Consider the following 22,295-nt stretch of genomic DNA (forward strand, 5'->3'; position numbering starts at 1 on the left):
AAGGAGCCTCCGATGAAACACTCATACACCGCCCGGTCGGGATTGGCCTGCCTGTTGTGTTGCAGTGCGTGGCCGGTTCTCGCCCAGTCCCCATTGACCGTGGTGGAGGACCGGGGCGGCGCTTCGGCCCTGCCCTACTACGAAGCATTGAGCCCGCCGCCCAAGCAGCAGGCTTCGCCTTCACCATCCAGCGCGGCCGTGCCCGCCGCACCGGCCCGGCTGTTTTCCGAAGCCGACATGCTGCCGGTGCGTTCGCAGCGCCTGTCGCCGGGCACCGAGCCACGCCGTGTGATCCAGGCGCCAGGGCTCATGCCGATGTTCGTGATCGGCGACGACGACCGCTCGCGGGCCTGGCTGGCCGAACGCGGCGCAGCCCTGCGCGAGATGAATGCGACGGGTCTGGTGGTCAACGTTGAATCGGCGGGGGCCCTGGCCGCTTTGCGTCGGGAGGCCCAAGGTCTGACACTTTCCCCCGCATCCGGGGACGATCTTGCCGGGCGTCTCGGCCTGCGCCACTATCCCGTGCTGATCACCGCGACCGGCATCGAGCAGTGAGTCCGTCGTCATGGCCCAGCCCCATGCGGTCGAAGTCCTGCTCCGGCCCGCGGTGGAGCTCTACACCGTCGTGGTCTGCGCGGGCACCGCGCTGCTGTGCGCGATGGCCCCTTGGGCGCTGGCGCTGAGTCCGCGGCTGGGCGCTGGTTCCGCAATGGCCTTTCTCGCCTTCGGCGCGATCCGCCTGCGCGACGCCCTGGCGATCCTGCGTTACCGCCGCAACATCCGCCGCCTTCCCCGCTACGTCATGACCAGCCGTGCGGTTCCGGTGAGTTCGCAGCGGCTCTTCATCGGCCGGGGGTTTCGCTGGGACCAGCGGCACACCCACCGCCTGATGCAGACCTATAGGCCGGAGTTTCGCCGCTACGTCGAGCCCACGGCCCTGTACCGCCTGGGCCGGCGCGTGGAGGCGCGCCTGGAGTTCGCGCCGTTTCCGCTGTCGGCCATCGGACGCCTGACCGCATGGGATCACCCGCTCAATCCCGCGCGCCCGTTGCCGCCCGTGGGCGGCATGCCGCGCTTGCACGGGATCGAGCCGCAGGAAACCGACGTGACCCTGCCGCTGGGTGAACGGGTCGGCCATTCGCTGGTGCTGGGCACCACGCGGGTCGGCAAGACGCGCCTGGCCGAACTGTTCATCACGCAGGACATCCGCCGGCGCAATGCCCACGGGGATTTCGAGGTCGTCATCGTCTTCGATCCCAAGGGCGATGCCGATCTGCTCAAGCGCATGTATGTCGAGGCCCAACGCGCAGGCCGCGAGGGCGAGTTCTATGTGTTCCATCTCGGCTGGCCCGACATCAGCGCGCGCTACAACGCCGTGGGCCGCTTCGGGCGGATCTCGGAGGTGGCGACCCGCATCGCCGGGCAGTTGTCCGGCGAGGGCAACAGCGCTGCCTTCCGCGAATTCGCCTGGCGGTTCGTCAACATCATCGCGCGTGCGCTGGTGGAACTGGGCCAGCGCCCCGACTACCTGCTGATCCAGCGGCACGTCGTGAACATCGATGCGCTGTTCATCGAGTATGCCCAGCACTACTTCGCCCGGAACGAGCCGAAGGCCTGGGAAATCATCGTCCAGCTCGAAGCGAAGTTGAACGAGAAGAACATCCCGCGCAACATGATCGGTCGGGAAAAACGTGTCGTGGCGCTGGAGCAGTACCTGTCCCAGGTGCGGACCTACGACCCGGTACTCGACGGCCTGCGCAGCGCCGTGCGCTACGACCGCACGTATTTCGACAAGATCGTGGCCAGCCTGCTGCCGCTGCTGGAAAAACTCACCACCGGCAAGATCGCGCAGTTGCTGGCCCCCGACTATTCGGACCTGGCCGACCCGCGGCCGATCTTCGACTGGATGCAGATCATCCGCAAGCGCGCCGTGGTCTATGTGGGCCTGGATGCACTGTCCGATGCGGAGGTCGCCGCCGCCGTCGGCAATTCGATGTTCTCCGACCTGGTGTCGGTCGCAGGGCATCTGTACAAGTTCGGCGTGGACGATGGACTGCCCGGTGCATCCGCGAACGCGAAGATTCCGATCAACGTGCATGCGGACGAGTTCAACGAACTCATGGGCGACGAGTTCATCCCGATGGTCAACAAGGGTGGTGGTGCGGGCATCCAGGTCACCGCCTACACGCAGACGCTCTCCGACATCGAGGCACGCATCGGCAACAGTGCCAAGGCCGGCCAGGTGGTGGGCAACTTCAACAACCTGTTCATGCTGCGGGTGCGCGAGACGGCCACCGCCGAACTGCTCACGAAGCAGTTGCCCAAGGTGGAGGTTTACGCCACGTCCGTCATGAGCGGTGCCACGGACAGCTCAGACATCCATGGCAAGACGGCGTTCACCAGCAACACGCAGGACCGTATCACCACCTCCAGCGTGCCGCTGATCGAGCCGGCGCATGTGGTCGGCCTCCCGAAGGGCCAGGCTTTTGCGTTGCTGGAAGGTGGCAATCTCTGGAAGATCCGCATGCCGTTGCCAGCGCCCGATCCCGACGAAGCGATGCCCAAGGACCTCCAGCAACTGGCCGGATACATGCGCCAGCACTACGTGGAGGCCGGCGACTGGTGGGAACACCAGGGATTTGCAGGATTGCAGGACACGCCCCTGCCCGCCGATCTGCTGGACGGCTTTCGCCACATGGCCGCGGACGAGGCACAAGAGAGCGTGGCGGCACCATGAGCGATCCGGCCGCGACCGCCCGGCGCCAGCAGGACCAGCAGCAAGGATTGGTCGCCCAGATCATCACGCTGCCGTTTCGCTTCGTCGGGGTCCTCTGCGGCTCGCTGCTGCTGTGCATCGCCATCGAATGCGTCGGCATGCACCTGTTCTGGCCGGAAGAAGGCTGGCGGCACGCATCGAACATGCTGAACGACGAACTGGCCCAGTTGTCGGGGCATTTCACGCGCAGCGCGCTGGTGGAGGAACCGGGACGCACGGGCCGATGGCTGGTCGAGCAGGGCTACGAATGGACCTTCGTGCGAAGCGGTCTGGTGGACTGGATGCGCGATGCGTCGGCGCAGGCCAGCGCGCCCAGCCGCGGCAGCCACCGGGATTTCCGCTTCTACATCAGCCAGGTGTATGTCTGGACGGAGCGCTATTTGATTGCCAGCGGTTTCATGCTGCTGGTGTTCATAGTTAGACTGCTCGTCCTGGTGCTCAGCCTGCCGCTCTTTCTGATGGCGGCCTTCGTCGGGCTGGTGGATGGCTTGGTGCGCCGCGATATCCGGCGCTTCGGTGCAGGCCGGGAGTCCGGTTTTGTCTATCACCGGGCGAAGGCTGCGGTGATGCCGCTCGCCGTATGGCCATGGGTGGTCTATCTGGCCTTGCCCGTGAGCGTCAGCCCGCTGCTGATCCTGCTGCCCAGCGCGATGCTGTTGGGATTGGCGGTAAACATCGCGGTGGGCAGCTTCAAGAAATATTTATAGAACCTGCTGGCGGCGTAACGACATCGATTTTTTTGGTGGCAGTTTACGACACGCCAATCAAACGTTCGCCAAGAAGTTCTTATAAGGACTGGTATCAACGGACAAATTCGACGCAGCAGCCACCACTTCCCTGTGATCAATTTTGGCGCGACGCCGATCATATATCTGCGAATTTTTGTCGATTTCTTTCAGCAGCGCTATCATCCTGGTTGCATCAACCTTGCCAAGAATTGGCGCGATGAAGCGCCCAAACCGTTTGTCCGCATCATCATAATTGACGCAAGCGCCATAGTTTTTTATCGCTATTTCGCATGCAGTTTGCAGCACACCTTCGCTTGCTGATTCATCCAGAAGCAGTGCCCAGCTTTGTTCGGTGACATCATCGAATGCATCGGCGGTTTCGGAATGCAATGCGGCAAGATGCGCAGCGAAGCGGGGGTGCTGAAACCAAGACTTGATTCTGAGGTTGATGTCTCCCGCAGCCTGCCCTTGCAGGAGAATATGGGCGGCAGAATTAAGTGATCCGTATAGTGCCTGGTGCTCCGCCAGGAAATGGGTCAACGCTTCGAGCAGTTCTGGATCTGGTCCAACATTGCTGAAATAAATCCGATCGCCGTCCATCGCCGCGCGGAACATGGCGGGATTGCGCTCGTAAATCACACCCAGCGCCACAACATTGATATCGCGATGTGCGTCAGTCTCAACATTCCTGAGCTTGAAGCAGAATTTCCAGAGTGACCGAAACAATTCCAGCTCCACCGCCTCGGGCATGTTCGGGAAGTAACGGGCCTCCAGATAGGACTTCAGCTTGCCGGTTGAAATCAGAAGCGCCTTGTTGATAGCAATATCCGCCACCAAAGCGGGTACTATTTTCTTAGAAAACAACGGCGGTTTGAGAAGCACTGCTTCCAGCGCGGTGCGAATGTTGGCACGCGCCGTCTCCTTGGTCGGCTGAAACAAAAGGTCGCTTCCAGTGAGAACGGGATGCGCCGATAGGTGGCGGAGTTTCTGCAATCCTTGCAACTGAATATGCTCGGCCGCTTCCAGCAACTTGGTACGCGCAACGACCTCATTCAGGAGATAGAGCTCCCACTCCGGATTGGACGGATTATCAAGCTGCTTTTTTTCAACGTCCTTCAGCAGCTTGTCCGCTTGCACATCACCATGCATGTCACGCAAGTTTTGCAATTTATAGACAAGATCGCAGACGACTACCGTCCAAAGCATCACCATGCTGCTGCGATAGCAGCCTGTGGCAAAGCATCGGACAACTTCCTCGAAATTTTTCTGAGATCGTTTTTCGACGATGCGCTCCGCGGCTAAATCAATTGAGAAACTTGGCATTGGTATTCCATATTAAGCACGTTAATCTGGGCGAGGGTTTCGGCTGTAGTACCAGTGGCTTGAGTTTTTGCCAGAGTTTTTTGGCTGATCAAGGCTCGTTTCATGTACACGATGACGCTGCTCAGCCGTGCAAGTTCCCGGTTTTTGTTAGCGACTCTCAGGGAGACACCACCAGCTCAAACTCTGCACGAAGCAGCTACACGCCGTCACCGGACACTAAAACATCGGGCAGTTCAATCGGAACCTCGACGACGCGCAACACCACACTGCGCTGCAGGCGGTTTCGAGCCGAAAAAGCTTCGTACGCAGCGTTGCGGCCTCCGTTACGGCGGTTCCGTGGGAAGGCGATCTCGAGGGCTGGCACGACGAGGTCGAAGTAGTTTGCTCCGTCGATCAGGTTCTGCTGGATAAACGATGATGCGGCATACAAGAGCTGCTCAATCTTCTTCGGTCCGAGGGACTGCAAAGTGAATTTGCACTGTACGAAAATGCGCTCTCCTGGAGCATCGGCGACGAGGTCGATGCCTCGATCCAGGTAGCCCAGTGATGATCGCTGTTCGACCACATAACCTCGGCGCTCGTAGTCGAGGCATGCAAAACGTTCGAAGACGTAGCCAATGCCGCCACGGGCAAGCGCTCTCGATGGAATTAGGGAGATCTGAGAGCCATCCGCGTCGAAGACGGAAATAGACCAATCGGCGTTTATCGACGGCCGCCCTCTTCGAAGTTGAGCGCTTAATCCTGGCTGCATTTCGGGTTGTATGTGGCTTTCGATTTTTCCGCACGGTAGACGACGCCGCAGCCTCTATTTCACGCCATCGGCCGTAGCCTTTGAACGCACGATATCCATTATCTTCTTGACGTCGTCGAGGCTCAGCTTCTCCAGCAATTGCAGTGCGGGAGGCTTCTCCATGTGCTTGCCGTCCAACGTCACGGAAGCGTTGTACGCGATCGCGTCGACTGCCTTTGCGATCAGCACCTGTTGCAATTGCTCCGCGTCGACTTGTAGGTCTTGCAACTGCTTCTTGTAGCTCTCGTATGACGATGCCAGTGCCTCTTTGTGTGCGTATTCCTGTTGCAGTCGCTCGTACTGACTCCGACGCGTGGCCGAGAAGATTGCCACCCAAACCACCGGTACGATGATAGGAAGGCGCGTGAGCATGGTGCGTAACACGTCCTGCCAGTCACGAGCTTGAACAAGCTTGATTTCCAGCGGAATGATGCTGATGGAATCGGAAACGATGAACAGGCCACCAAGAAACAAAAGTCCCAGCGCAGCATAGAAAGCCTGCGTGTACCTTGAGATCGGCTTTTGGAAACTGTCCCTCATGGACTTGTAGGCAGTGGCCAAGCCCGCGCTGGCTGCCCCTGGCAGCAATGAGTCGATCTTGTCAAACATTGCTTGGTGTCTGGTGCGATGCTCTGCTTCAAACTTGGTCAGTTGAGCGATGCGGTCATCCAGTTCCGCTTTTAGGCCTCCCTCACGACGATCATCATCCATGCTCGCCTTTGTACCGAAGATCCGATCATGGAATCCTCCCAGTTCGCTGCATTCGGCTTTGACTCCCTTCAGCATGGAGTCAAGCTGGTCGTGGATGTTGCGAATTTGCTTGTCGGCCGCAGCAATCTGAGCGGATGTCGAATCCGGCCCATGAATGAGCTTGAGGTGCAAGGCGTCGATTTCCTGAAGGCGACTCTGAATTTTCTCAGACAAACGCTCGACGAAGGTCTCCATGGAAACGTTGCCATCGATGCCTTCGAAGAGGTAGGCATCGAACTTTTGAGCCTTCTGCTCCATCGCTTCAATATTGTTCAGCCGCGCCCGGGCATCACCTTCCGCCGCGGCCAGCACAGCTTGAGCGTGCGAGCCTCGTTCCTGAAATGACCGCGTGTAGCTGACCACCTGATCAGAGAATGCCTTGACAGCAACTCCAATGGCTTCCAGTGCTTGCTCTGGCGCCACCATGTACGGTCTTACGTAGGACAGCAGGTTGTCGGCATTCTCGTTAGCGGCCACCAGATGATTTACGCCCCTGCTCGTTGAAAAACTGCGGATCTGGCTAAAGCAAACCTGGGCCTGGCTTTCGCAATTGCTCCACACTGACCGGGGGATCAACTCCAGATCAACATGGCTGATGATCTTGTCGATGAATGCCAAGGCTTTCTTCAAGCGGGCCGCTTCCTCTACGGCTTCCACGACAGTTGTGTCGTCAACCTCCAGCTTTCCAGCCTCAACCATTAGGTCAGCCCACACTTGCTTGAACGGGTGTTGCTCGAACTCGCGCTTCCATCTCGTCATGTCGCCTCCCTCATGGCAGCCAGTCTCGCCGGACTGTTCCACCGAATGCCTGCTCTTGTTCGCTTCCTAAGCCAGGGTAAGCGGCCCGAGCAGGACCATGTTGTTGGAATAGTGATCAAACGGGCAAGGCCCATCGCATTCGGAAAGGGTGGGCTTGGCTTCTGCAGTACAGGCGGCAGTTCGTAGCGTCACGCATGCGCTGTTGATCTCAATGAGAAGGATACTTGATGGACGAAACGCCGCACGGAACCTGTCAGGCTTTATTCGTATGCCGACACAGGTCGATGTCGATGGGCTTGCCCCTTAAGAGTCGCTAACAAAACTGGGAACTCGCACGGCTGAGCAGCGTCATCGTGTATGGCCTTACACAAGCTCGCCTGCTCCATCATCTGCTTGCGGTTCGTCGAGAGGTTTGTTAGCCGCTCTAAGCCCTGGCTTTTAACCATCCCTCAACAAGCACATTTCAAATGCGTCATGCGAGGAGGTAACGGCCCTTTGGAATAGTCGCTCAACAAAGTGGTGGTCCCAAAATTCCGATAGATTGCGGACTTTTTTCCCACCACGCCGCAGCATCCAGCCATTCGCATCAGACGGGATGGCACGATGGATCGAACCCACAGATCGGCGCTGGCATGGCGACCCGCTTTCGCGGCGGTCCTGTTCGCCAGCCTGGTGCCCACGGCACACCAAGCCGCCGCAACCGATGACGCGGCGATCGAGCGCGAGCGCCTCGCCGCTATCGTTCGCCAGTTGGACCTGATCGATCGCCTCGTCGGGCAATCCTCCACCGTCGCGCCCGACGTTCCTGCCCGATACCACTTCGATTACACGCGCCTGAACGCCGATCTGCAGCGGGTGCGTGCCGGCATCCGCGATTACCTCAGCCCGCAGCGCGCCCAGCCGCGCGACCCGGCTGCCCTCTCCGGCGACTACCGCCAGGACGCCGGGCAGGAGCGCGAGCGATGACGGCCCAGCAACTGTCCGCATTCCAGGCCAATGGCGGTTTCGATGCCTCCGCATCCCTCGGGCTGCTGGTCGGGGCCGTGTTCGCCGTCCTGCTGCTGTGGGGCGTGTGGGCATTGCGCACGGCCTATGTCGGTTGGTCGGAGCAACGAATTTCCCAGCGTCAGTTCCTCGGTGTCGCGATGCGTTTCGTCGCGATGTACCTCGTGCTGACTTTCTTCCTTCTCTCTTGACGCAAAGGCAGGACACCATGCATCCGGTCCCCTCCCATCGTTCCCTCCTCCGCTGGCCCGTGCGCCTTTCGGCGCGGGCCAGTATTCCCGCGCTGCTGCTGTCCTCACTCGCGCAGGCCCAGGGGTTGCCCACGCTGGAGGACCCCACCCGCGGCGCGGGCAGCGGCATCATGGAAACCCTGCGCAACTACGCCTACGACATCGTGATGCTGGTGGCGCTGCTCGTCGTCGCCTCCATGTTCATCGGTGTCTGCTACCACGCCTACGGCACCTACGCCGAGATCCACAACGGCCGCAAGACCTGGGGCCAGTTCGGATTGAGCGTGGCGGTCGGTGCGGTGCTTTTGGTGGTCGGCATCTGGCTGCTCACCAAGGCCACCGGGATTCTGTGAGGGCATGGGCATGGCCGAGCACGATGTCCGGCCCGATGGCACGGTCGCATTCCTCCCGCACCGGCTCAACCGCCATCCCGTGGTGGTCCGGGGCCTCACGGCCGACGAGCTGTGGGTCTGCGCCGGAATGTCGGGGGCGGCGGGGTTTGCGATGGGGGTGCCGCTGGCCCTCCTCGCCGCCTCGATCGCCGTCGTGCCCACCGCCATCGTGCTGGCCATCGCGGTCGGCGTGTTCGTCGGCGGCGGTGTCCTGCGTCGTCACAAGCGCGGTCGGCCCGATACCTGGCTGTACCGGCAGATGCAGTGGTGGATCGCACGCCACCAGCCGGCACTGGCCTGGCTGTTCGGGGGAGATGGCCTGGTGGTCCGCTCGGGCTGGTGGTGCACCCGGAGGACCACGACGTGAGCCGGTTCAAGAACGAAATCACGCAGTTGCGCGCACACATCCAGACCCTGCGCCTGGGTGCTGGCGCGCTGCTGCTCATCGCCCTGGTGATGGGCGCGGGCTGGTGGAGCTCGCCGCGCAACCTGACCATCCATGTGCCACCGGACCTCCGGTCGGGCAGCACCCGCAAATGGTGGGAGGTTCCCCCGGAGAGCGTGTACGCGTTCACGTTCTACATCTGGCAGCAGCTCCAGCGTTGGCCGACCAATGGCGACGAGGACTATGCACGCAACATCCGTGCGCTGTCGCCCTACCTCACGCCGGCCTGCCAGGACTTCCTTTTGCACGACTACGAACTGCGCCGCGCGGCGGGCGAGTTGCGCCAGCGCGTGCGCGGTATCTACGAGATTCCGGGGCGCGGCTATGGCAGCGATCCCGCGCTGCGTGTCAGAACCGTGTCCGAACGGGACTGGCTCGTCACGCTGGATGTGACGGCCGACGAGTATTTCGGGGCGGAACAGGTCAAGCGCGCGCTGGTGCGCTACCCGCTCAAGGTCGCGCGCTCGGACATCGATCCCGAACGCAACCCGTTCGGGCTGGCGCTGGATTGCTACAGCACACCGCCACAACGCATCGCTACGCCCGAACCTGCGCCCGCCCCTGGCCGGCCCTCGGGGGTGCTCGGTGGCGCCTTGGGAGAGACACCATGAGACACAACCGTTGGTCCATCGGCCTGCTGCTGACCGCGGCCTATCTGGCCTCCCCGGCGCAGGCGCTGGAAATCCTGCGCTGGGAGCGGCTTCCCCTGGCGGTGCCGCTGCATGTCGATCAGGAGCGTGTCGTCTTCATCGACCGCAATGTCCGCGTGGGCGTGCCGGCATCGCTGGAAGGACGGTTGCGGGTGCAAAGCGCGGGCGGCGCGATCTATCTGCGTGCCAGCGAACCGATCGAACCCACCCGGCTGCAATTGCAGGACGCCGATACCGGCGCGCTCATCCTGCTGGATGTCGCCGCCGAAACGGCCGGGGTTGGCCAGCCGGCCTTGGAGCCGGTCCGCATCGTCGAGGCCGATGCCGCCGCCGTGCGCTACGGCGATGCAAAACCTGCGGCAACCGTCGAGGATGCCACCGAAGGGCCGGGATCATCGCCCCGCACGCCGGAGACGCCGATCCCCGTCGTTCTGACCCGGTACGCCGCGCAGAATCTCTATGCCCCCTTGCGCACCGTCGAGCCCTTGAGCGGCATCACGCGCGTGAACCTCCCGCGCCACCTGGCGCTGGAGACCCTCTTGCCGACCGTCCCGGTGCGGGCACGGGCCCTGGCGGCCTGGCGGCTCGATGACCTGTGGGTCACGGCCGTGCAACTGAGCAATGGCTCCCCGCGCACGTTCAGCCTGGACCCAAGGGACTTGGTGGGCGACTTCGTGACGGCCACCTTTCAGCACGGGACACTGGGGCCTGCCGGCCAGCCGGACGACACCTCGGTCGTCTATCTGGTGACGAAGGGGCATGGCCTTGCGCAATCGCTGCTGCCGGCCATCGGCCGGATCGATGCCGCCGCCAACCTTCCGAAACCGGCCCAGCGCCCGCAGGGAGCCTCCCATGAAAAGTAATGGCCTGCTCAAGTGGTTGATGGTCCCGCTGGCGCTGGTGCTGGTGTTCGCGGGCATCCAGCTGTTCTCCGGCGGCAGCGCGTCGTCGCCCCGCCCGCCCGGCACCCGGCTGACCGCCGAGGAGGCCAAGACCCTGGGCATCGATGCCGATACGCCGCGCGACACCGTGGCGACCCTGGTCGGCCAGGTCAAGCAATTGCGCACCGAACTGCAGGGTGCCCTGGCGGACAACAAGACCCAGCAGGCCGAGAACGAGCGGCTGCGCCAGCGCGAGGGCGCGATCGACCGGCGCATCCAGAGCGCGCTGGACGCCGAGCGCAACCAGTTGCGCACCGACCGCGATCAGGTCGCAGGCGAGCGCCAGCAGGCGCAAGGCCTGCTGCAGGAGGTGCAGCGCCAGATCGAGGGGCTGGCCGGAAAAAGCGGCGATGCCGACCTTCCAGTGGGTCTCGGACTGGAGCCGGATGCCAAGGGCGCGCCCGGCGCGCAAGGCATGCGCTGGATCGAACCCGACGATGCGCGCCGCGACAAAAAGAGCGGCGTGTCCGATCAAAATTTCAGTTTCCCCACCCGGTTCGGGATGGACAAGGCCAACGGGGCGTCCGCCGATCACACCACGGACGTTAGCGGACAGGCGCCAGAAGTCTCCACCGCGAAGCCCGTCTATACCGTGCCGACCAACGCCACCCTGATGGGCTCCATCGCGATGACCGCGTTGATCGGGCGTGTGCCGGTGGATGGCACCGTCAACGACCCCTATCCCTTCAAGGTGCTGATCGGGCCGGACAACCTGACGGCCAACGGCATCGACATTCCCGACGTCGCAGGGGCCGTGGTGAGCGGCACGGCCTCCGGCGATTGGACCCTTTCATGCGTGCGCGGCCAGATCCGCTCGGTCACCTTCGTCTTCGCCGATGGCACCATCCGCACCGTGCCACAGGATCGCGGGCGCGGGTCCGGCAATGGGCAGCAGAACGGCACGGGTGAAGGCAATGGAAATGACAACGGCAATGGGACACGGGAAGGCCTGGGCTGGATCAGCGATCCCTACGGCATCCCCTGCGTCAGCGGCGAACGGCGCAGCAACGCCCAGCAGTATCTGGGGACGCAATCGCTCATCACCGCAGCGGGCGCCGGTGTCGCCTCCTTGATCAAATCCGACAATGGCAGTGTCGCGGTCGTCGCCAACAACAACGGCTCGCTGGGCACGGTCGGCATCTCCGGCAACGAGGCGATGGGCCGCATCCTCGCCGGCGGCGTGCAGGACATGTCGCAGTGGGTGAACAATCTCTATGGCCAGGCCTTCGCCGCCGTCTATGTCCGGCCCGGCGCGAAGGTGGCGGTGCACCTCGAACAACCCCTCACCATCGACTACGACCCGAAGGGCCGCAAGGTCGATCATCGCCTTGGAGGAGCCTTGCATGCGCAGGACCTGGATTAACGGCATGGCGGCGCTGCTCGCGCCCTCGCGCTGGCGGGCTGCTCGACCAGCAAGGAAAAACTCCTTCCCCACGACGACCAGACCATGCTCGACGTCTGGAACGCGGAAACCGGCGGCAGCGCGGGCGCAGGCCGACAGGCCGGGCCGTTGCTCGACGCCCGGCAGTCGCTTCGCCGCCCGCTCACCGAGGCGGACGTGAAGGCAGCGCCCGCGGGCCAGGCGAGCTACACCCGCACGGCGCGCAACGAGATCGATCGGCAGTTCCACCGCCTGCCCAATCCCGACCTGGCGATGTACGTGTTCTCCCATCTGGCGGGCACCGATCCCGTGCCGATTCCGGGCTACACCACCGTGTTCCCGCTGTACCAGCGGGTGCAGTACGCGATGCCCGGAGAACGGACCGAGGACTATTGATGCGCTGGCCCTTCCAGCGCCACCGCAACGCCACACCCGACGCTGGCGCGGACGCGCCGCCGCCCGATGCCTGGGAGCGCCACGTCGCTGCGTTGGCGGCGCAGGGCATCGCCGAGCCGGGCAAGCCGCGCGGCCGGGCAACGCGCCCTGCGACGGTCGCCGACGAGCAGGCGCTCTACGACGTGACCCCATCGTTTGCCGCCATGCTGCCCTGGGCCGAGTACCTGCCCGACTCCCGATGCATGCTGCTGGAGGATGGCACCTCGGTGGCCGCGTTCTTCGAGCTGCAGCCGATCGGCACGGAAGGCCGCGAGGCCGACTGGCTGATGCAGGCGCGCGATGCCGTGGAAAACGCGCTTCAGGACAGTTTCGATGAACTCGACGAATCGCCGTGGGTGGTGCAGTTCTACGTGCAGGACGAGGCGGACTGGAACCACTACCTGCAGACCTTGGAGAACTACGTGCAGCCGCGTGCGCAGGGAACCGCGTTCAGCGCGTTCTACCTGCGGTTCCTGGCCCATCATCTGCGGGCGGTGGCCAAGCCGGGGGGCTTGTTCGAGGACCACACGGTCACGCGCCTGCCCTGGCGCGGGCAGACCCGCCGCGTGCGTCTCGTCGCCTATCGGCGTGTCCACCAGACCGCGGCCCGCAGGGGTCAGTCACCGGAGCAGGCGCTGAACGTGATCTGCGAGCGATTGGTCGGTGGCCTGTCCAATGCCGGCGTGCAATCGCGCCGCCTGGCCGCTGCGGACATCCATGCATGGCTGCTGCGCTGGTTCAACCCTTGCCCGCCCATGCTGGGGCCGAGCGCCGAGGACCGCGAGCGCTTTTACCGCTTGGCGGCCTATCCCGAATCCACCGATCCCGGCGAGATCGAAATGGCGAGCGGCACGGATTTCGCGCAACGCCTCTTCTTCGGCCAGCCGCGATCGGATGCCGACAACGGTCTTTGGTATTTCGACGCAATGCCGCACCGGACCATCGTGCTGGACCGGCTTCGCCTGCCGCCCGCGACGGGCCACGTCACCGGGGAGACCCGCAAGGGCGGCGATGCCATCAACGCGCTGATGGACCAGATGCCTGAGGACACCGTGATGTGCCTGACGTTGGTCGTGACGCCGCAGGACATTCTGGAATCCCATCTCAACCAGATCGCCCGCAAGGCGGTCGGCGAGACGCTCGCGTCGGAGCAGACGCTCAAGGACGTGCGGCAGGCGCGCGGCCTGATCGGCAGCTCGCACAAGCTCTACCGGGCCTCCATGGCGTTTTACCTTCGGGGACGCGATGTGGCCGAACTCGACGCGCGCGGGGTGCACCTGGGCAACGTGCTGCTCAACGCGGGCCTGCAGCCGGTGCGCGAAGAGGACGAGGTGGCACCGCTCAACAGCTATCTGCGCTGGCTGCCGTGCGTCTATGACCCGGCCAAGGATCAGCGCCAGTGGTACACGCAGCTGATGTTCGCACAGCACGCGGCGAACCTGGCACCCGTGTGGGGCCGCAGCCAAGGGACGGGCCACCCCGGCATCACCTTCTTCAATCGTGGCGGCGGGACCGTGACGTTCGATCCGTTGAATCGCCTGGATCGGCAGATGAACGCGCACCTGTTCCTGTTCGGCCCGACCGGCTCGGGCAAGAGCGCCACGCTGAACAACATTCTCAACCAGGTCACCGCGATCTACCGGCCACGGCTGTTCATCGTGGAAGCGGGCAACAGCTTCGGCCTGTTCGGCGACTTTGCCAAGCGGCTCGGGTTGACGGTGCATCGCGTCAAGCTGTCTCCGGGCTCGGGCGTGAGCCTGGCTCCGTTTGCCGATGCCTGGCGCCTGGTCGATACGCCCAGCCAGGTGCAGACCCTGGACGCCGATGCACTGGACGAGGACAGGGAAGAACGGGGCCATGCCTCGGATCACGACGAACAACGCGACGTCCTGGGCGAACTGGAGATCACCGCCCGCCTGATGATCACGGGGGGCGAGGACAAGGAGGAGGCCCGCATGACGCGCGCCGACCGCAGCCTGATCCGCCAATGCATTCTGGATGCGGCGCAGCGCTGTACCAGTGAGCGGCGCACCGTTTTGACGCGCGACGTGCGCGATGCGCTGCGCGAGCGCAGCCGTGACAGCACCTTGCCGGAAAGCCGACGCTCGCGATTGCTGGAGATGGCCGATGCCATGGACATGTTCTGCCAGGGCGTGGATGGCGAAATGTTCGACCGGCCAGGCACGCCGTGGCCCGAGGCCGACATCACCATCGTGGACCTCGCCACCTTCGCCCGCGAAGGCTACAACGCTCAGCTGTCGATCGCCTACATCTCGCTCATCAACACGGTGAACAACATTGCCGAGCGCGACCAGTTCCTGGGTCGGCCGATCATCAACGTGACCGACGAGGGGCACGCCATCACAAAGAACCCGCTGCTGGCACCCTATGTGGTGAAGATCACCAAGATGTGGCGCAAGCTCGGCGCCTGGTACTGGCTGGCGACGCAAAACCTGGACGATTTGCCCAAGGCGGCGGAACCAATGCTCAACATGATCGAGTGGTGGATCTGCCTGTCCATGCCGCCCGACGAGGTGGAGAAGATCGCACGGTTTCGGGAGTTGAACGCCTCCCAGAAGGCCCTGATGCTGTCGGCGCGCAAGGAGGCGGGCAAGTTCACCGAGGGCGTGATCCTGTCCAAATCGATGGAACTGCTGTTCCGTGCCGTGCCGCCCAGCCTGTACCTTGCCTTGGCGATGACCGAGCCGGAGGAAAAAGCCGAACGCTTCCAACTGATGCAGGAGTTCGGTATCAGCGAACTGGAGGCCGCCTTCAAAGTGGCTGAGAAGATCGACCGCGCGCGCGGAATCGAGCCCTTGGCGTTCGATGCGCTGGACTGAAACTGGCGGATGGCAGAGCCCATGCAGCGCCCCGACAAGGCGCACCGCCGCACTCAACGTCCCGCCCGATCGACCACCGACATCGGGTCAATTGTGGCAATACGTATCAAACTGGCGGAATAGTTACGCTTAGACGCATTTAGACAGGTCTGGTGCAAGGGAGAAATGGCTCGATATTCCATCTGACGGGATATGATCGCCGCCGTTTCAACGCCACCAGGCCCCATTGCGGGTCCGCATACCAATGACCCGCCGCGTCACGATCCAAACGCCCCTGGGAGAGCAACTGCAGTTCCGGCAGTTGCAGGGCAAGGAAGCCATCAGCCAACTGTTCTGTCTTGACCTGGACCTGCTCAGCGACAGCAAAAGCATCGACCCGAAGGCGCTGCTGGGCAAGAACGCCACGGTCGTGGTGGAAACGCAAGGTGGCGGCCGGCGCTACCTGGACGGCATCGTCACCCGCTTCGGGATGCAAGGGGAGGACCACCGCTCGTACTCCTACCGGCTGCGCCTGCAGCCCTGGCTGTGGCTGGCGACCCGCAAGACCGATTTCAAAATATTCCAGAACAAGACCGTCCCGGAGATCGTCGAAGAGGTCTTGGGGAAATACGGCTACCCCCTGCAAAAGAAGCTCACCCGCAGCTACCGCAGCTGGGACTATTGCGTGCAATACGGCGAGAGCGATTGCGACTTCGTGTCCCGGCTGCTGGAGCATGAAGGGGCGTACTACTACTTCGAGCATGCCGCCGGCCAGCACACGCTGATCCTGGCCGACGACATCGTCGCCTCGCACAGCCCGCTGCCGGGGGCGGCGGTCATCCCGTTTTATCCCCCTGAGAAGGCCGCGGTCGCCGACAAGGAAAACATCCACGCCTGGGAACTGCACCAGGCCATCCACTCCGGGCGTCACTACAACGACGACTACGACTTCCAGAAACCCCGTGCCGACCTGTCCAACATGCGCCAGACCCCGCCGGGCCACGCGCACGACGCCCACGAAGTCTACGAATGGCCGGGCGGCTACACCCAGTTCGGCGACGGCGAGGCCTATGCCCGCGTGCGCCTGCAATCGAGCCTCACCGGCCAAAGCACCGTCAAAGGCCAGTCGCGTCACCGGGCGCTCGCCCCTGGCTACACCTTCACGCTGGAGAACTACCCGCGGGAAGACCAGAACCAGCAGTACCTGCTGACGGGCATCGAATACCACTTCAAGGAAAACCCCCAGGTCAGCGCCGCCGCGCCTGGTCCCAAGGGCACACCGCAGGAAGAAGGCTCGTTCCAGAAGTTCACCTTGCAGGCCCAGCCTACCAGCCTGCCGTACACCCCCGCGCGCACCACCCCCAAACCCAGGACCACCGGCCCGCAGACCGCCGTGGTCGTTGGCCCGCCCGGCGAAGAGATCTGGCCCGACCAGTACGGCCGAGTGAAGGTGCAATTCCACTGGGATCGCATCGGCGCGATGAACGAGAACTCCAGTTGCTGGGTGCGGGTGTCCAGCAGTTGGGCGGGCTCGGGCTTCGGGGCCGTCTTCATTCCGCGGATCAACCAAGAAGTCATCGTAGATTTTTTGAATGGTGATCCGGACTACCCGATCATCACCGGCTGCGTGTACAACGCCGACAACATGCCGCCGTGGGCGCTGCCGGGCAACGCCACGCAATCGGGCATCAAGACCAAGTCGAGCAAGGGCGGAGCCTTCGGAGCGGGCATGAAAGATGGAGCGGGCGATGCCAACGCCATCCGCTTCGAGGACAAGGCCGGGGCCGAGCAGCTGTGGCTGCATGCGCAGAAGGACCAGTTGGTGGAGGTCGAGAACGATGAGACCCATTGGGTGGGTCGGGATCGGCAAAAAACCATCGACCGGGACGAGACCAACGTCATCCACCGCGACCGGACGGAAACGGTGGACCGCAATGAGGACATCACGGTCCACAACAACCGCACCGAGCGGGTGGACCACGACGAGAAGATCAGCATCGGGGACAACCGCCGCGAGGACGTCGGTATTGACGAGACGGTGAGCATCGGCAAGAACCGGACAAAAACCATCGGTCGCAATGAGAAGGACAAGATCGGCAACAACTGGTCGATCAAGGTCGGCAAGTTCAAGACCGAAACCATCGGAATCGCCTCCATGCAGAACGTGGGCATCGGCCGCATGGAAAACGTGGGCGTGGTCTATAACCTCAATGTCGGCGCGATCATGGCCACCATCGTGGGCAAGAACCAAAGCACCACGGTGGGCAGCGACCAGGACGTCAAGGTGGGCACCAACCAGACCACGGTGGTCGGCACCAAGTACAGCCTCAACGTAGGGGGTGGCGGCGGAGATGCCAGTGGGGGCGGGGGCGCGGGCCTGACCAAGAACGTGACCGCACCGTCCTCCTCGGGCGGTGGAGAAGGTGGCGGTGGTGGCGGCTCCAGCATCACCATGGATGCGGAGACGATCACGCTGAAAGTCGGTGCCAGTTCGATCACCCTCCAGGCCGACGGCACCATCACCGCCAACGGCAGCAGCATCCGCCTCATCGGCTCCAGCGACGTGACCACCCTTTCCGGGGGCATCCATGAAAACTGATCCCCGCATGCTCCGAAATGCCTCATCCTTGGTCGCCTCGCCCACCGATTCCGCATTGTCCTTCCTGCCAGCGCAAGTCCTGCGACAGGAGACAGATGGGACCGTGACCCTGCAGTACCGAGGGCAGGAACATCGTGCGGCACTGGCATCCCAGATGCCAGGGGTGATCGAAGGCCAGTACGTACTGGCGGCCCTGCCTGCGGACCTTCAATCGGCGGTGCCGGGGGACACCCCCTTGCCAGCGCTGATCGTCGCGGCCTGGCCCTGCCCTGGCGCGCCCGCCGCTGCGCCCTGGCAATTCGACCGGGCAACCGGGGCGCTGTCGCTGGAAGTGACCCAGCTCGAGTTGAGCGCGGTCAGCAGCGTGCTGCTGCGCTGCGCCGATGCGCGCATGCAGTTCTCGCAGGATGGATCGGTCGAAATCCGGGGCCACCAGATCACATCGGCGGCGGTCGAAACCCATCGCGTCGAAGGCGGCTCCATCGAGTTGAACTGACCTTTCTGCGCCGCGCCGTGGCCGCCACTGCGTTCGCGGTGCGAGGCAGACCGTCATCGCGTGGCAGGACCGCTACCGCCCTTCCTTTCCGGCCCATGATTTCTCGCATTCGACCTTCCACACCGCCGCCATTGCCCGGCATGCTGACCCGGCAGATGGGGATCGCCGTCCGAGCCTACGGCCGGCGCTCGGGCATGTTGCGCGGTGGGCATACGTTGCGCGCCCTGAAGGCCGTCGATCAGCGCCTGGACGCGCTCATCGCCGTCGGCCGCTACTACGGCACCGCCTGCCTGGACCCGGCGGCGATTCTCGACGGCAAGGCCCAGCCCGAGGAAATCGCAGGTGCCGCGTTCGTGCGCGTTGCGCTGGCAGAGCAGCACCAAACCGATGTGGCGACGCGCCTGGACCTCATCGCCCGCCTGCATGCAGCGCAACCCGTCTGCGTTCGGGATGCCCTGTGGTTCTATGCCGCACAGGATACCTGCGGCCACCTTCTGGCGTCGGACGACGCCCAGCTGCTGGCCTGCGGCGTGGAACTGGCGGGGCGGCTCGCATTGCCGGAGCACATTGCCGCGGTCCATGCGGCAGCGGTGCGCGGAGCGGACCAGGACGCCTGCCTTCTGGCCTGCGCGCGCATGGGGCAGGTGCCGCCCCGAGCCGAAGAGCGCTGGATAGCCGTGCTGCAGGGCCAGGACCTCGCCCGGCAGATCACCACGCTGCAGGCCTTGGGCGTGATGGGCGGGCACCGGCTGCAGCCTGAGCTGCGGCACTACATCGACCGGATCACCGCCGCAGACGGCCCCACCGAGCAATCGCACCCCGTGGGCTGGGCCGCCGCGGCCGACGCAGCGCTGGCGCTGTGGGCCGCGCGCGAACCCGAAGCGGCGCTGGGTGCCGTCCTGCAAGGGCTCCGGGTGCCCAACGACACGGCGCTGCGGGTCGCGGCCCTTGCGGGACGCATCGAAGGGCTGCTGCCGGTACTCGATTTCATCGAACGGCAGGAGCGGCCCGTGGAGCCGGGCGAGCGCGACGTGCTTCGGCTGGTGTTCGGCCACGTACCGGGCGAGCTGGTGAACTCCCAGGGCACCTCCGACGAGCGCCAACGCGCCTTGCGCGCCCTCGCCTGCAAAGTGTTCGCGGCCAACGGCTGCACGGGGCTGGAGCCGGACCAAATCACCCACTGGACAGATCCTGCACTCAAGGATCGCCTGTGGGCGCTCGATGCCATCCGCATCCGCTCGGGCCAGCCGATCACGCAGACCCATCGCCTGACGCAAGCCTTCGACGTCGGGCATGCGCTGCGCAGCTGGCTCTACGTGGAGCATGCGGCGACCACCCACCGTCCGTTTACGCTGTCCCACGAAGACCTCGCCGCCCGGCAGATGGCCGCGGTGGAGACCGTGCAGTTGGTGGCCAGCCTGCAAGCCGATCCGCCACCACCATGACTTGCCCGATCCTCAACCACACGCCGTTTCGCACTGAAGTCTTTCCGCACCAGGACGCCGAACGGCGCAACGCAGCTTTGCTGATCGTCAAGGGAACGTGGCAACTGGCTGAGGCAGCGGGCCTGCCGCCCCAACTTGCCGCAGCAAGGGACCAGGCCTCCATCTCCCGCGAGGGCGTGCGCCAGACGCTCGGCAGCCTCCCCCTGGAAGCCACCCAGGCTGCTGCCATCGCAGCACGCCGGCATGAACTCTGGACCTGCCTGGAGACCGAGTACGTGCCGCCCAAGCCCTGCTTTGACCTGATCGTGAACGGCTGGGCCGTTGCGCCGGACGGCTGCCCGCGACCATGGATCGATGCCGCAGTGGACTACCTCGGCACCAGTGGATCGCGGCGCCTGATCGAACTGCGCGCGTTCGCTCCACGCACCTGGCTGCCCGAACTTGGATTGATCGGCAGGCTGCGGGCCTCGAACGACGCCACCGCATCGCGCATCCCGCTCCTGCGCCCCTTTGCCTTCGGCGGGCAGGAGAAAGACCCACAAACCGGCCAGGTGCATGCCTTCGAGCCCAACCCGGAGGGCATGGGCTACTACCGCAGCGCCGCAGCCGCCAAAGGCGCATCGCTGCCGTGGATAGAACCGCTGAACCGCGCCATCACCGCCTGGGACGACACCCTCGAACCCATCGCCCTCGGCCATGTGCCGCCCCACCACGTCCCGCGCCGCAACTTGCAGGGCACCTTCGGCGACACTTGGGCATCGACCCGCGCGCCCGAACTGCCCGAGGACTTCGACCCGCGCCAGCACAACGCTGCGCCCGATGCGCTGCAACTGCGCGAAAGCCCCCGCCCGGGCCATTGCCTGGCCCTGCACGGCATGTCGGAAGAGGGTCCGCTGTATTTCAAGTGGCCGCAACTGGCCCTGACCGTGCAGGCAGAGACCGCAGGCGGCACGCTGCTCCCGCCCCAGGAACTGCTTTGGGACACGCTGCTGGTGGACACCGCAACGCAGCGCGCCTCGCTGCTTTGGCGCGCCGTGATCGTGCCGCCCGCACTGGAGCGGATCGGCGTGATGCACGTCGTGGCACATGCCCGCACACCCAGCGCCCAATCCCCCTTTCCCTGATCCATCGAGATGCCACCACTTTCGACCGCACCCGCCGCACCAGGCGTTTGGCACATCGCACACGCTGGAGCCGTCACCTCGGCCGGCACCAGTGCCTGGCAGTCCGCCGCGTCCTGGGTGGGCCTGCAAAAACGGTTCCGGAAAGCAGCGCACCCCGGCGTCGGCCCGCATGCCATCACGACCGCACCGTGCCCGGAGATCACATCGGGCACAGCGGGTGCTTCCCGCCTCGCCCGGCTGCTCGGTGCCGCCTTGGCCGATGTGGTGTCTTCGATGGCACAGCCGGGACACGATGCGGAGTGGGCCGCTCCCGCCCGCATGGCGCTCGCCTTGCCCGAGCGCATGAGCGACGGCGAAAGCACCAACCTCTGGCAACAGGCCCTGGCCGAATTCGGGCGCTGGGCCGGCCCTGCGGCCAGCGCAACGCTCGGTGCCGTGCCGTGCCGCTTCGTTCGCGGCGGGCACACGGCAGGTTTTGCCGCACTGCAGGCCCTCGGCCCTTGCGATCCGGCATGCGGCACGGCGCTGCTGATGGCCGTGGACAGCCTGCTCGATACCGCGACCCTGCAAGCGGCCTATGCCCGCAGTGCGTTGCTCACGGACCGCCATGCCGACGGCTGCATCGCCAGCGAAGCCGCCGCTGCCCTCTGGCTGCAGGCCGCTCCGGACACGCGGGACGCCAACGGGCGCGGGCTGGTGCTGCACCCGCCCGCGCTGGCAACGAATGCCACCGCGCACCGACTTCCCCAGCAGGCCCCGGAGCCCGAGGCGCTGCAACACGCCCTGCGCTCTGCCCTGGCCCATGCGCGCTGGCAAGCAGACAACGTGGGCTACACCGTCTCGGATTTCGATGGGTCCACCTGGCGCGCGATGGCGCAGATCCCCACCCGGGCCCGGATGGGGCCAGGGTGGGACCCCATCGACTGGGAGCCCGCAGCCGTGATCGGCCAGGTCGGTGCCGCTACGGGCCCGGTGCATTGGGCCCTTGCCGCACAGCGCCTGCGCCACGATGCGCGACCGCCCAACTCCATCCTGTCGTGGGCGCTGGACGAGGGCACCGCAGCAGCGGCCGTGGCACTGGAACGCACCATTGGTACTGCGGCGACCCCACACCGTCGTACCCCGGCGCACGGACATGACACGGGCGCGGTGGCAACGACCTATTCCGCGCGCTTTCTCCAGAACGAAAAAAACGGCTGACGGCCAA

Annotated in this window: 20 protein-coding genes; 17 read left to right on the plus strand and 3 right to left on the minus strand. The window is 64.4% G+C overall.

The genetic code is table 11. The features are described 5' to 3' along the window. Positions 1-12: 12 nt before the first annotated feature. From AVMA1855_RS06015 to AVMA1855_RS06025, 3 genes are read left to right on the plus strand one after another with little or no spacing between them, the layout of a single operon-like run. Positions 13-555, plus strand: a complete 543-nt coding sequence (locus AVMA1855_RS06015) for an integrating conjugative element protein (protein WP_284424995.1) — start codon at positions 13-15, stop codon at positions 553-555. Positions 556-565: 10 nt separating this feature from the next. Beyond that, on the plus strand, positions 566-2,737 hold the full coding sequence (traD, locus tag AVMA1855_RS06020; RefSeq protein ID WP_284424996.1) for a type IV conjugative transfer system coupling protein TraD: 2,172 nt from the start codon (positions 566-568) through the stop codon (positions 2,735-2,737). Continuing rightward, positions 2,734-3,483: a TIGR03747 family integrating conjugative element membrane protein gene (locus AVMA1855_RS06025; protein ID WP_272564261.1), complete on the plus strand. Its 750-nt coding sequence runs from the start codon at positions 2,734-2,736 to the stop codon at positions 3,481-3,483. Before traD ends, AVMA1855_RS06025 begins: the two co-directional genes overlap by 4 nt. 57 nt (positions 3,484-3,540) lie before the next feature. Here the strand turns inward: AVMA1855_RS06025 and AVMA1855_RS06030 are convergent, their stop codons facing one another. The 3 genes from AVMA1855_RS06030 to AVMA1855_RS06040 form a co-directional block, all read right to left on the minus strand. Continuing rightward, a complete protein-coding gene (locus AVMA1855_RS06030) occupies positions 3,541-4,827 on the minus strand; it encodes a hypothetical protein (RefSeq protein WP_284424997.1) in 1,287 nt (428 codons plus the stop codon). A gap of 196 nt (positions 4,828-5,023) precedes the next feature. Beyond that, a complete protein-coding gene (locus AVMA1855_RS06035) occupies positions 5,024-5,578 on the minus strand; it encodes a restriction endonuclease (protein ID WP_284424998.1) in 555 nt (184 codons plus the stop codon). Positions 5,579-5,632: 54 nt separating this feature from the next. After that, the gene (locus AVMA1855_RS06040; protein WP_284424999.1) at positions 5,633-7,126 is read right to left on the minus strand and encodes a hypothetical protein; all 1,494 of its coding nucleotides are present in this window, start codon (positions 7,124-7,126) and stop codon (positions 5,633-5,635) included. Positions 7,127-7,729: 603 nt separating this feature from the next. Here AVMA1855_RS06040 and AVMA1855_RS06045 point away from each other — a divergent pair. The 14 genes from AVMA1855_RS06045 (at position 7,730) to AVMA1855_RS06110 (ending at position 22,288) form a co-directional block, all read left to right on the plus strand. Next, positions 7,730-8,092, plus strand: coding sequence for an integrative conjugative element protein, RAQPRD family (locus AVMA1855_RS06045; RefSeq protein ID WP_284425000.1), 363 nt, complete (start codon positions 7,730-7,732; stop codon positions 8,090-8,092). Further along, positions 8,089-8,322 (plus strand): TIGR03758 family integrating conjugative element protein, encoded by a 234-nt coding sequence (locus tag AVMA1855_RS06050; RefSeq protein ID WP_284425001.1) that lies wholly within the window; start codon positions 8,089-8,091, stop codon positions 8,320-8,322. Before AVMA1855_RS06045 ends, AVMA1855_RS06050 begins: the two co-directional genes overlap by 4 nt. A 17-nt stretch (positions 8,323-8,339) precedes the next feature. Beyond that, positions 8,340-8,714: a TIGR03745 family integrating conjugative element membrane protein gene (locus tag AVMA1855_RS06055; protein ID WP_284425002.1), complete on the plus strand. Its 375-nt coding sequence runs from the start codon at positions 8,340-8,342 to the stop codon at positions 8,712-8,714. Between the two features lie 10 nt (positions 8,715-8,724). After that, positions 8,725-9,120: a TIGR03750 family conjugal transfer protein gene (locus AVMA1855_RS06060; protein ID WP_502870273.1), complete on the plus strand. Its 396-nt coding sequence runs from the start codon at positions 8,725-8,727 to the stop codon at positions 9,118-9,120. Further along, positions 9,117-9,809: a PFL_4703 family integrating conjugative element protein gene (locus AVMA1855_RS06065; protein ID WP_284425004.1), complete on the plus strand. Its 693-nt coding sequence runs from the start codon at positions 9,117-9,119 to the stop codon at positions 9,807-9,809. The genes AVMA1855_RS06060 and AVMA1855_RS06065 overlap by 4 nt, the downstream gene beginning before the upstream one ends. Beyond that, entirely contained in the window at positions 9,806-10,711 is a 906-nt protein-coding gene (locus AVMA1855_RS06070; protein ID WP_284425005.1) for a TIGR03749 family integrating conjugative element protein, read from the plus strand. The genes AVMA1855_RS06065 and AVMA1855_RS06070 overlap by 4 nt, the downstream gene beginning before the upstream one ends. Then, the gene (locus AVMA1855_RS06075; protein ID WP_284425006.1) at positions 10,701-12,152 is read left to right on the plus strand and encodes a TIGR03752 family integrating conjugative element protein; all 1,452 of its coding nucleotides are present in this window, start codon (positions 10,701-10,703) and stop codon (positions 12,150-12,152) included. Before AVMA1855_RS06070 ends, AVMA1855_RS06075 begins: the two co-directional genes overlap by 11 nt. Before the next feature lie 30 nt (positions 12,153-12,182). Next, on the plus strand, positions 12,183-12,566 hold the full coding sequence (locus AVMA1855_RS06080) for a TIGR03751 family conjugal transfer lipoprotein (RefSeq protein ID WP_502870279.1): 384 nt from the start codon (positions 12,183-12,185) through the stop codon (positions 12,564-12,566). Continuing rightward, positions 12,566-15,445 (plus strand): conjugative transfer ATPase, encoded by a 2,880-nt coding sequence (locus AVMA1855_RS06085; RefSeq protein ID WP_284425007.1) that lies wholly within the window; start codon positions 12,566-12,568, stop codon positions 15,443-15,445. The genes AVMA1855_RS06080 and AVMA1855_RS06085 overlap by 1 nt, the downstream gene beginning before the upstream one ends. A gap of 244 nt (positions 15,446-15,689) precedes the next feature. Beyond that, positions 15,690-18,023 carry a type VI secretion system Vgr family protein gene (locus AVMA1855_RS06090; RefSeq protein ID WP_284425008.1) on the plus strand — a complete coding sequence of 778 codons (2,334 nt, stop codon included), beginning with the start codon at positions 15,690-15,692 and terminating at the stop codon, positions 18,021-18,023. Between the two features lie 103 nt (positions 18,024-18,126). Then, positions 18,127-18,519: a hypothetical protein gene (locus AVMA1855_RS06095; protein WP_284425009.1), complete on the plus strand. Its 393-nt coding sequence runs from the start codon at positions 18,127-18,129 to the stop codon at positions 18,517-18,519. A 95-nt stretch (positions 18,520-18,614) separates the two neighbouring features. Then, the gene (locus tag AVMA1855_RS06100) at positions 18,615-19,964 is read left to right on the plus strand and encodes a hypothetical protein (RefSeq protein WP_284425010.1); all 1,350 of its coding nucleotides are present in this window, start codon (positions 18,615-18,617) and stop codon (positions 19,962-19,964) included. Beyond that, on the plus strand, positions 19,961-21,088 hold the full coding sequence (locus AVMA1855_RS06105; RefSeq protein ID WP_284425011.1) for a DUF2169 family type VI secretion system accessory protein: 1,128 nt from the start codon (positions 19,961-19,963) through the stop codon (positions 21,086-21,088). Before AVMA1855_RS06100 ends, AVMA1855_RS06105 begins: the two co-directional genes overlap by 4 nt. Positions 21,089-21,097: 9 nt before the next feature. Continuing rightward, positions 21,098-22,288, plus strand: a complete 1,191-nt coding sequence (locus AVMA1855_RS06110) for a hypothetical protein (RefSeq protein ID WP_284425012.1) — start codon at positions 21,098-21,100, stop codon at positions 22,286-22,288. The last annotated feature ends 7 nt before the right edge of the window (positions 22,289-22,295 follow it).

The sequence above is a fragment of the Acidovorax sp. SUPP1855 genome (genome assembly GCF_030158955.1).
Classification (GTDB): Bacteria; Pseudomonadota; Gammaproteobacteria; order Burkholderiales; family Burkholderiaceae_C; genus Paracidovorax.

Excerpts from the sequence above, each read along its gene's own strand:
- AVMA1855_RS06015 (WP_284424995.1), top strand. The coding sequence starts at position 13 with ATGAAACACTCATACACCGCCCGGTCGGGATTGGCCTGCCTGTTGTGT.
- traD (WP_284424996.1), top strand. The coding sequence starts at position 566 with ATGGCCCAGCCCCATGCGGTCGAAGTCCTGCTCCGGCCCGCGGTGGAG.
- AVMA1855_RS06025 (WP_272564261.1), top strand. The coding sequence starts at position 2,734 with ATGAGCGATCCGGCCGCGACCGCCCGGCGCCAGCAGGACCAGCAGCAA.
- AVMA1855_RS06030 (WP_284424997.1), bottom strand. The coding sequence starts at position 4,827 with ATGCCAAGTTTCTCAATTGATTTAGCCGCGGAGCGCATCGTCGAAAAA.
- AVMA1855_RS06035 (WP_284424998.1), bottom strand. The coding sequence starts at position 5,578 with ATGCAGCCAGGATTAAGCGCTCAACTTCGAAGAGGGCGGCCGTCGATA.
- AVMA1855_RS06040 (WP_284424999.1), bottom strand. The coding sequence starts at position 7,126 with ATGACGAGATGGAAGCGCGAGTTCGAGCAACACCCGTTCAAGCAAGTG.
- AVMA1855_RS06045 (WP_284425000.1), top strand. The coding sequence starts at position 7,730 with ATGGATCGAACCCACAGATCGGCGCTGGCATGGCGACCCGCTTTCGCG.
- AVMA1855_RS06050 (WP_284425001.1), top strand. The coding sequence starts at position 8,089 with ATGACGGCCCAGCAACTGTCCGCATTCCAGGCCAATGGCGGTTTCGAT.
- AVMA1855_RS06055 (WP_284425002.1), top strand. The coding sequence starts at position 8,340 with ATGCATCCGGTCCCCTCCCATCGTTCCCTCCTCCGCTGGCCCGTGCGC.
- AVMA1855_RS06060 (WP_502870273.1), top strand. The coding sequence starts at position 8,725 with ATGGCCGAGCACGATGTCCGGCCCGATGGCACGGTCGCATTCCTCCCG.
- AVMA1855_RS06070 (WP_284425005.1), top strand. The coding sequence starts at position 9,806 with ATGAGACACAACCGTTGGTCCATCGGCCTGCTGCTGACCGCGGCCTAT.
- AVMA1855_RS06075 (WP_284425006.1), top strand. The coding sequence starts at position 10,701 with ATGAAAAGTAATGGCCTGCTCAAGTGGTTGATGGTCCCGCTGGCGCTG.
- AVMA1855_RS06085 (WP_284425007.1), top strand. The coding sequence starts at position 12,566 with ATGCGCTGGCCCTTCCAGCGCCACCGCAACGCCACACCCGACGCTGGC.
- AVMA1855_RS06090 (WP_284425008.1), top strand. The coding sequence starts at position 15,690 with ATGACCCGCCGCGTCACGATCCAAACGCCCCTGGGAGAGCAACTGCAG.
- AVMA1855_RS06100 (WP_284425010.1), top strand. The coding sequence starts at position 18,615 with ATGATTTCTCGCATTCGACCTTCCACACCGCCGCCATTGCCCGGCATG.
- AVMA1855_RS06105 (WP_284425011.1), top strand. The coding sequence starts at position 19,961 with ATGACTTGCCCGATCCTCAACCACACGCCGTTTCGCACTGAAGTCTTT.
- AVMA1855_RS06110 (WP_284425012.1), top strand. The coding sequence starts at position 21,098 with ATGCCACCACTTTCGACCGCACCCGCCGCACCAGGCGTTTGGCACATC.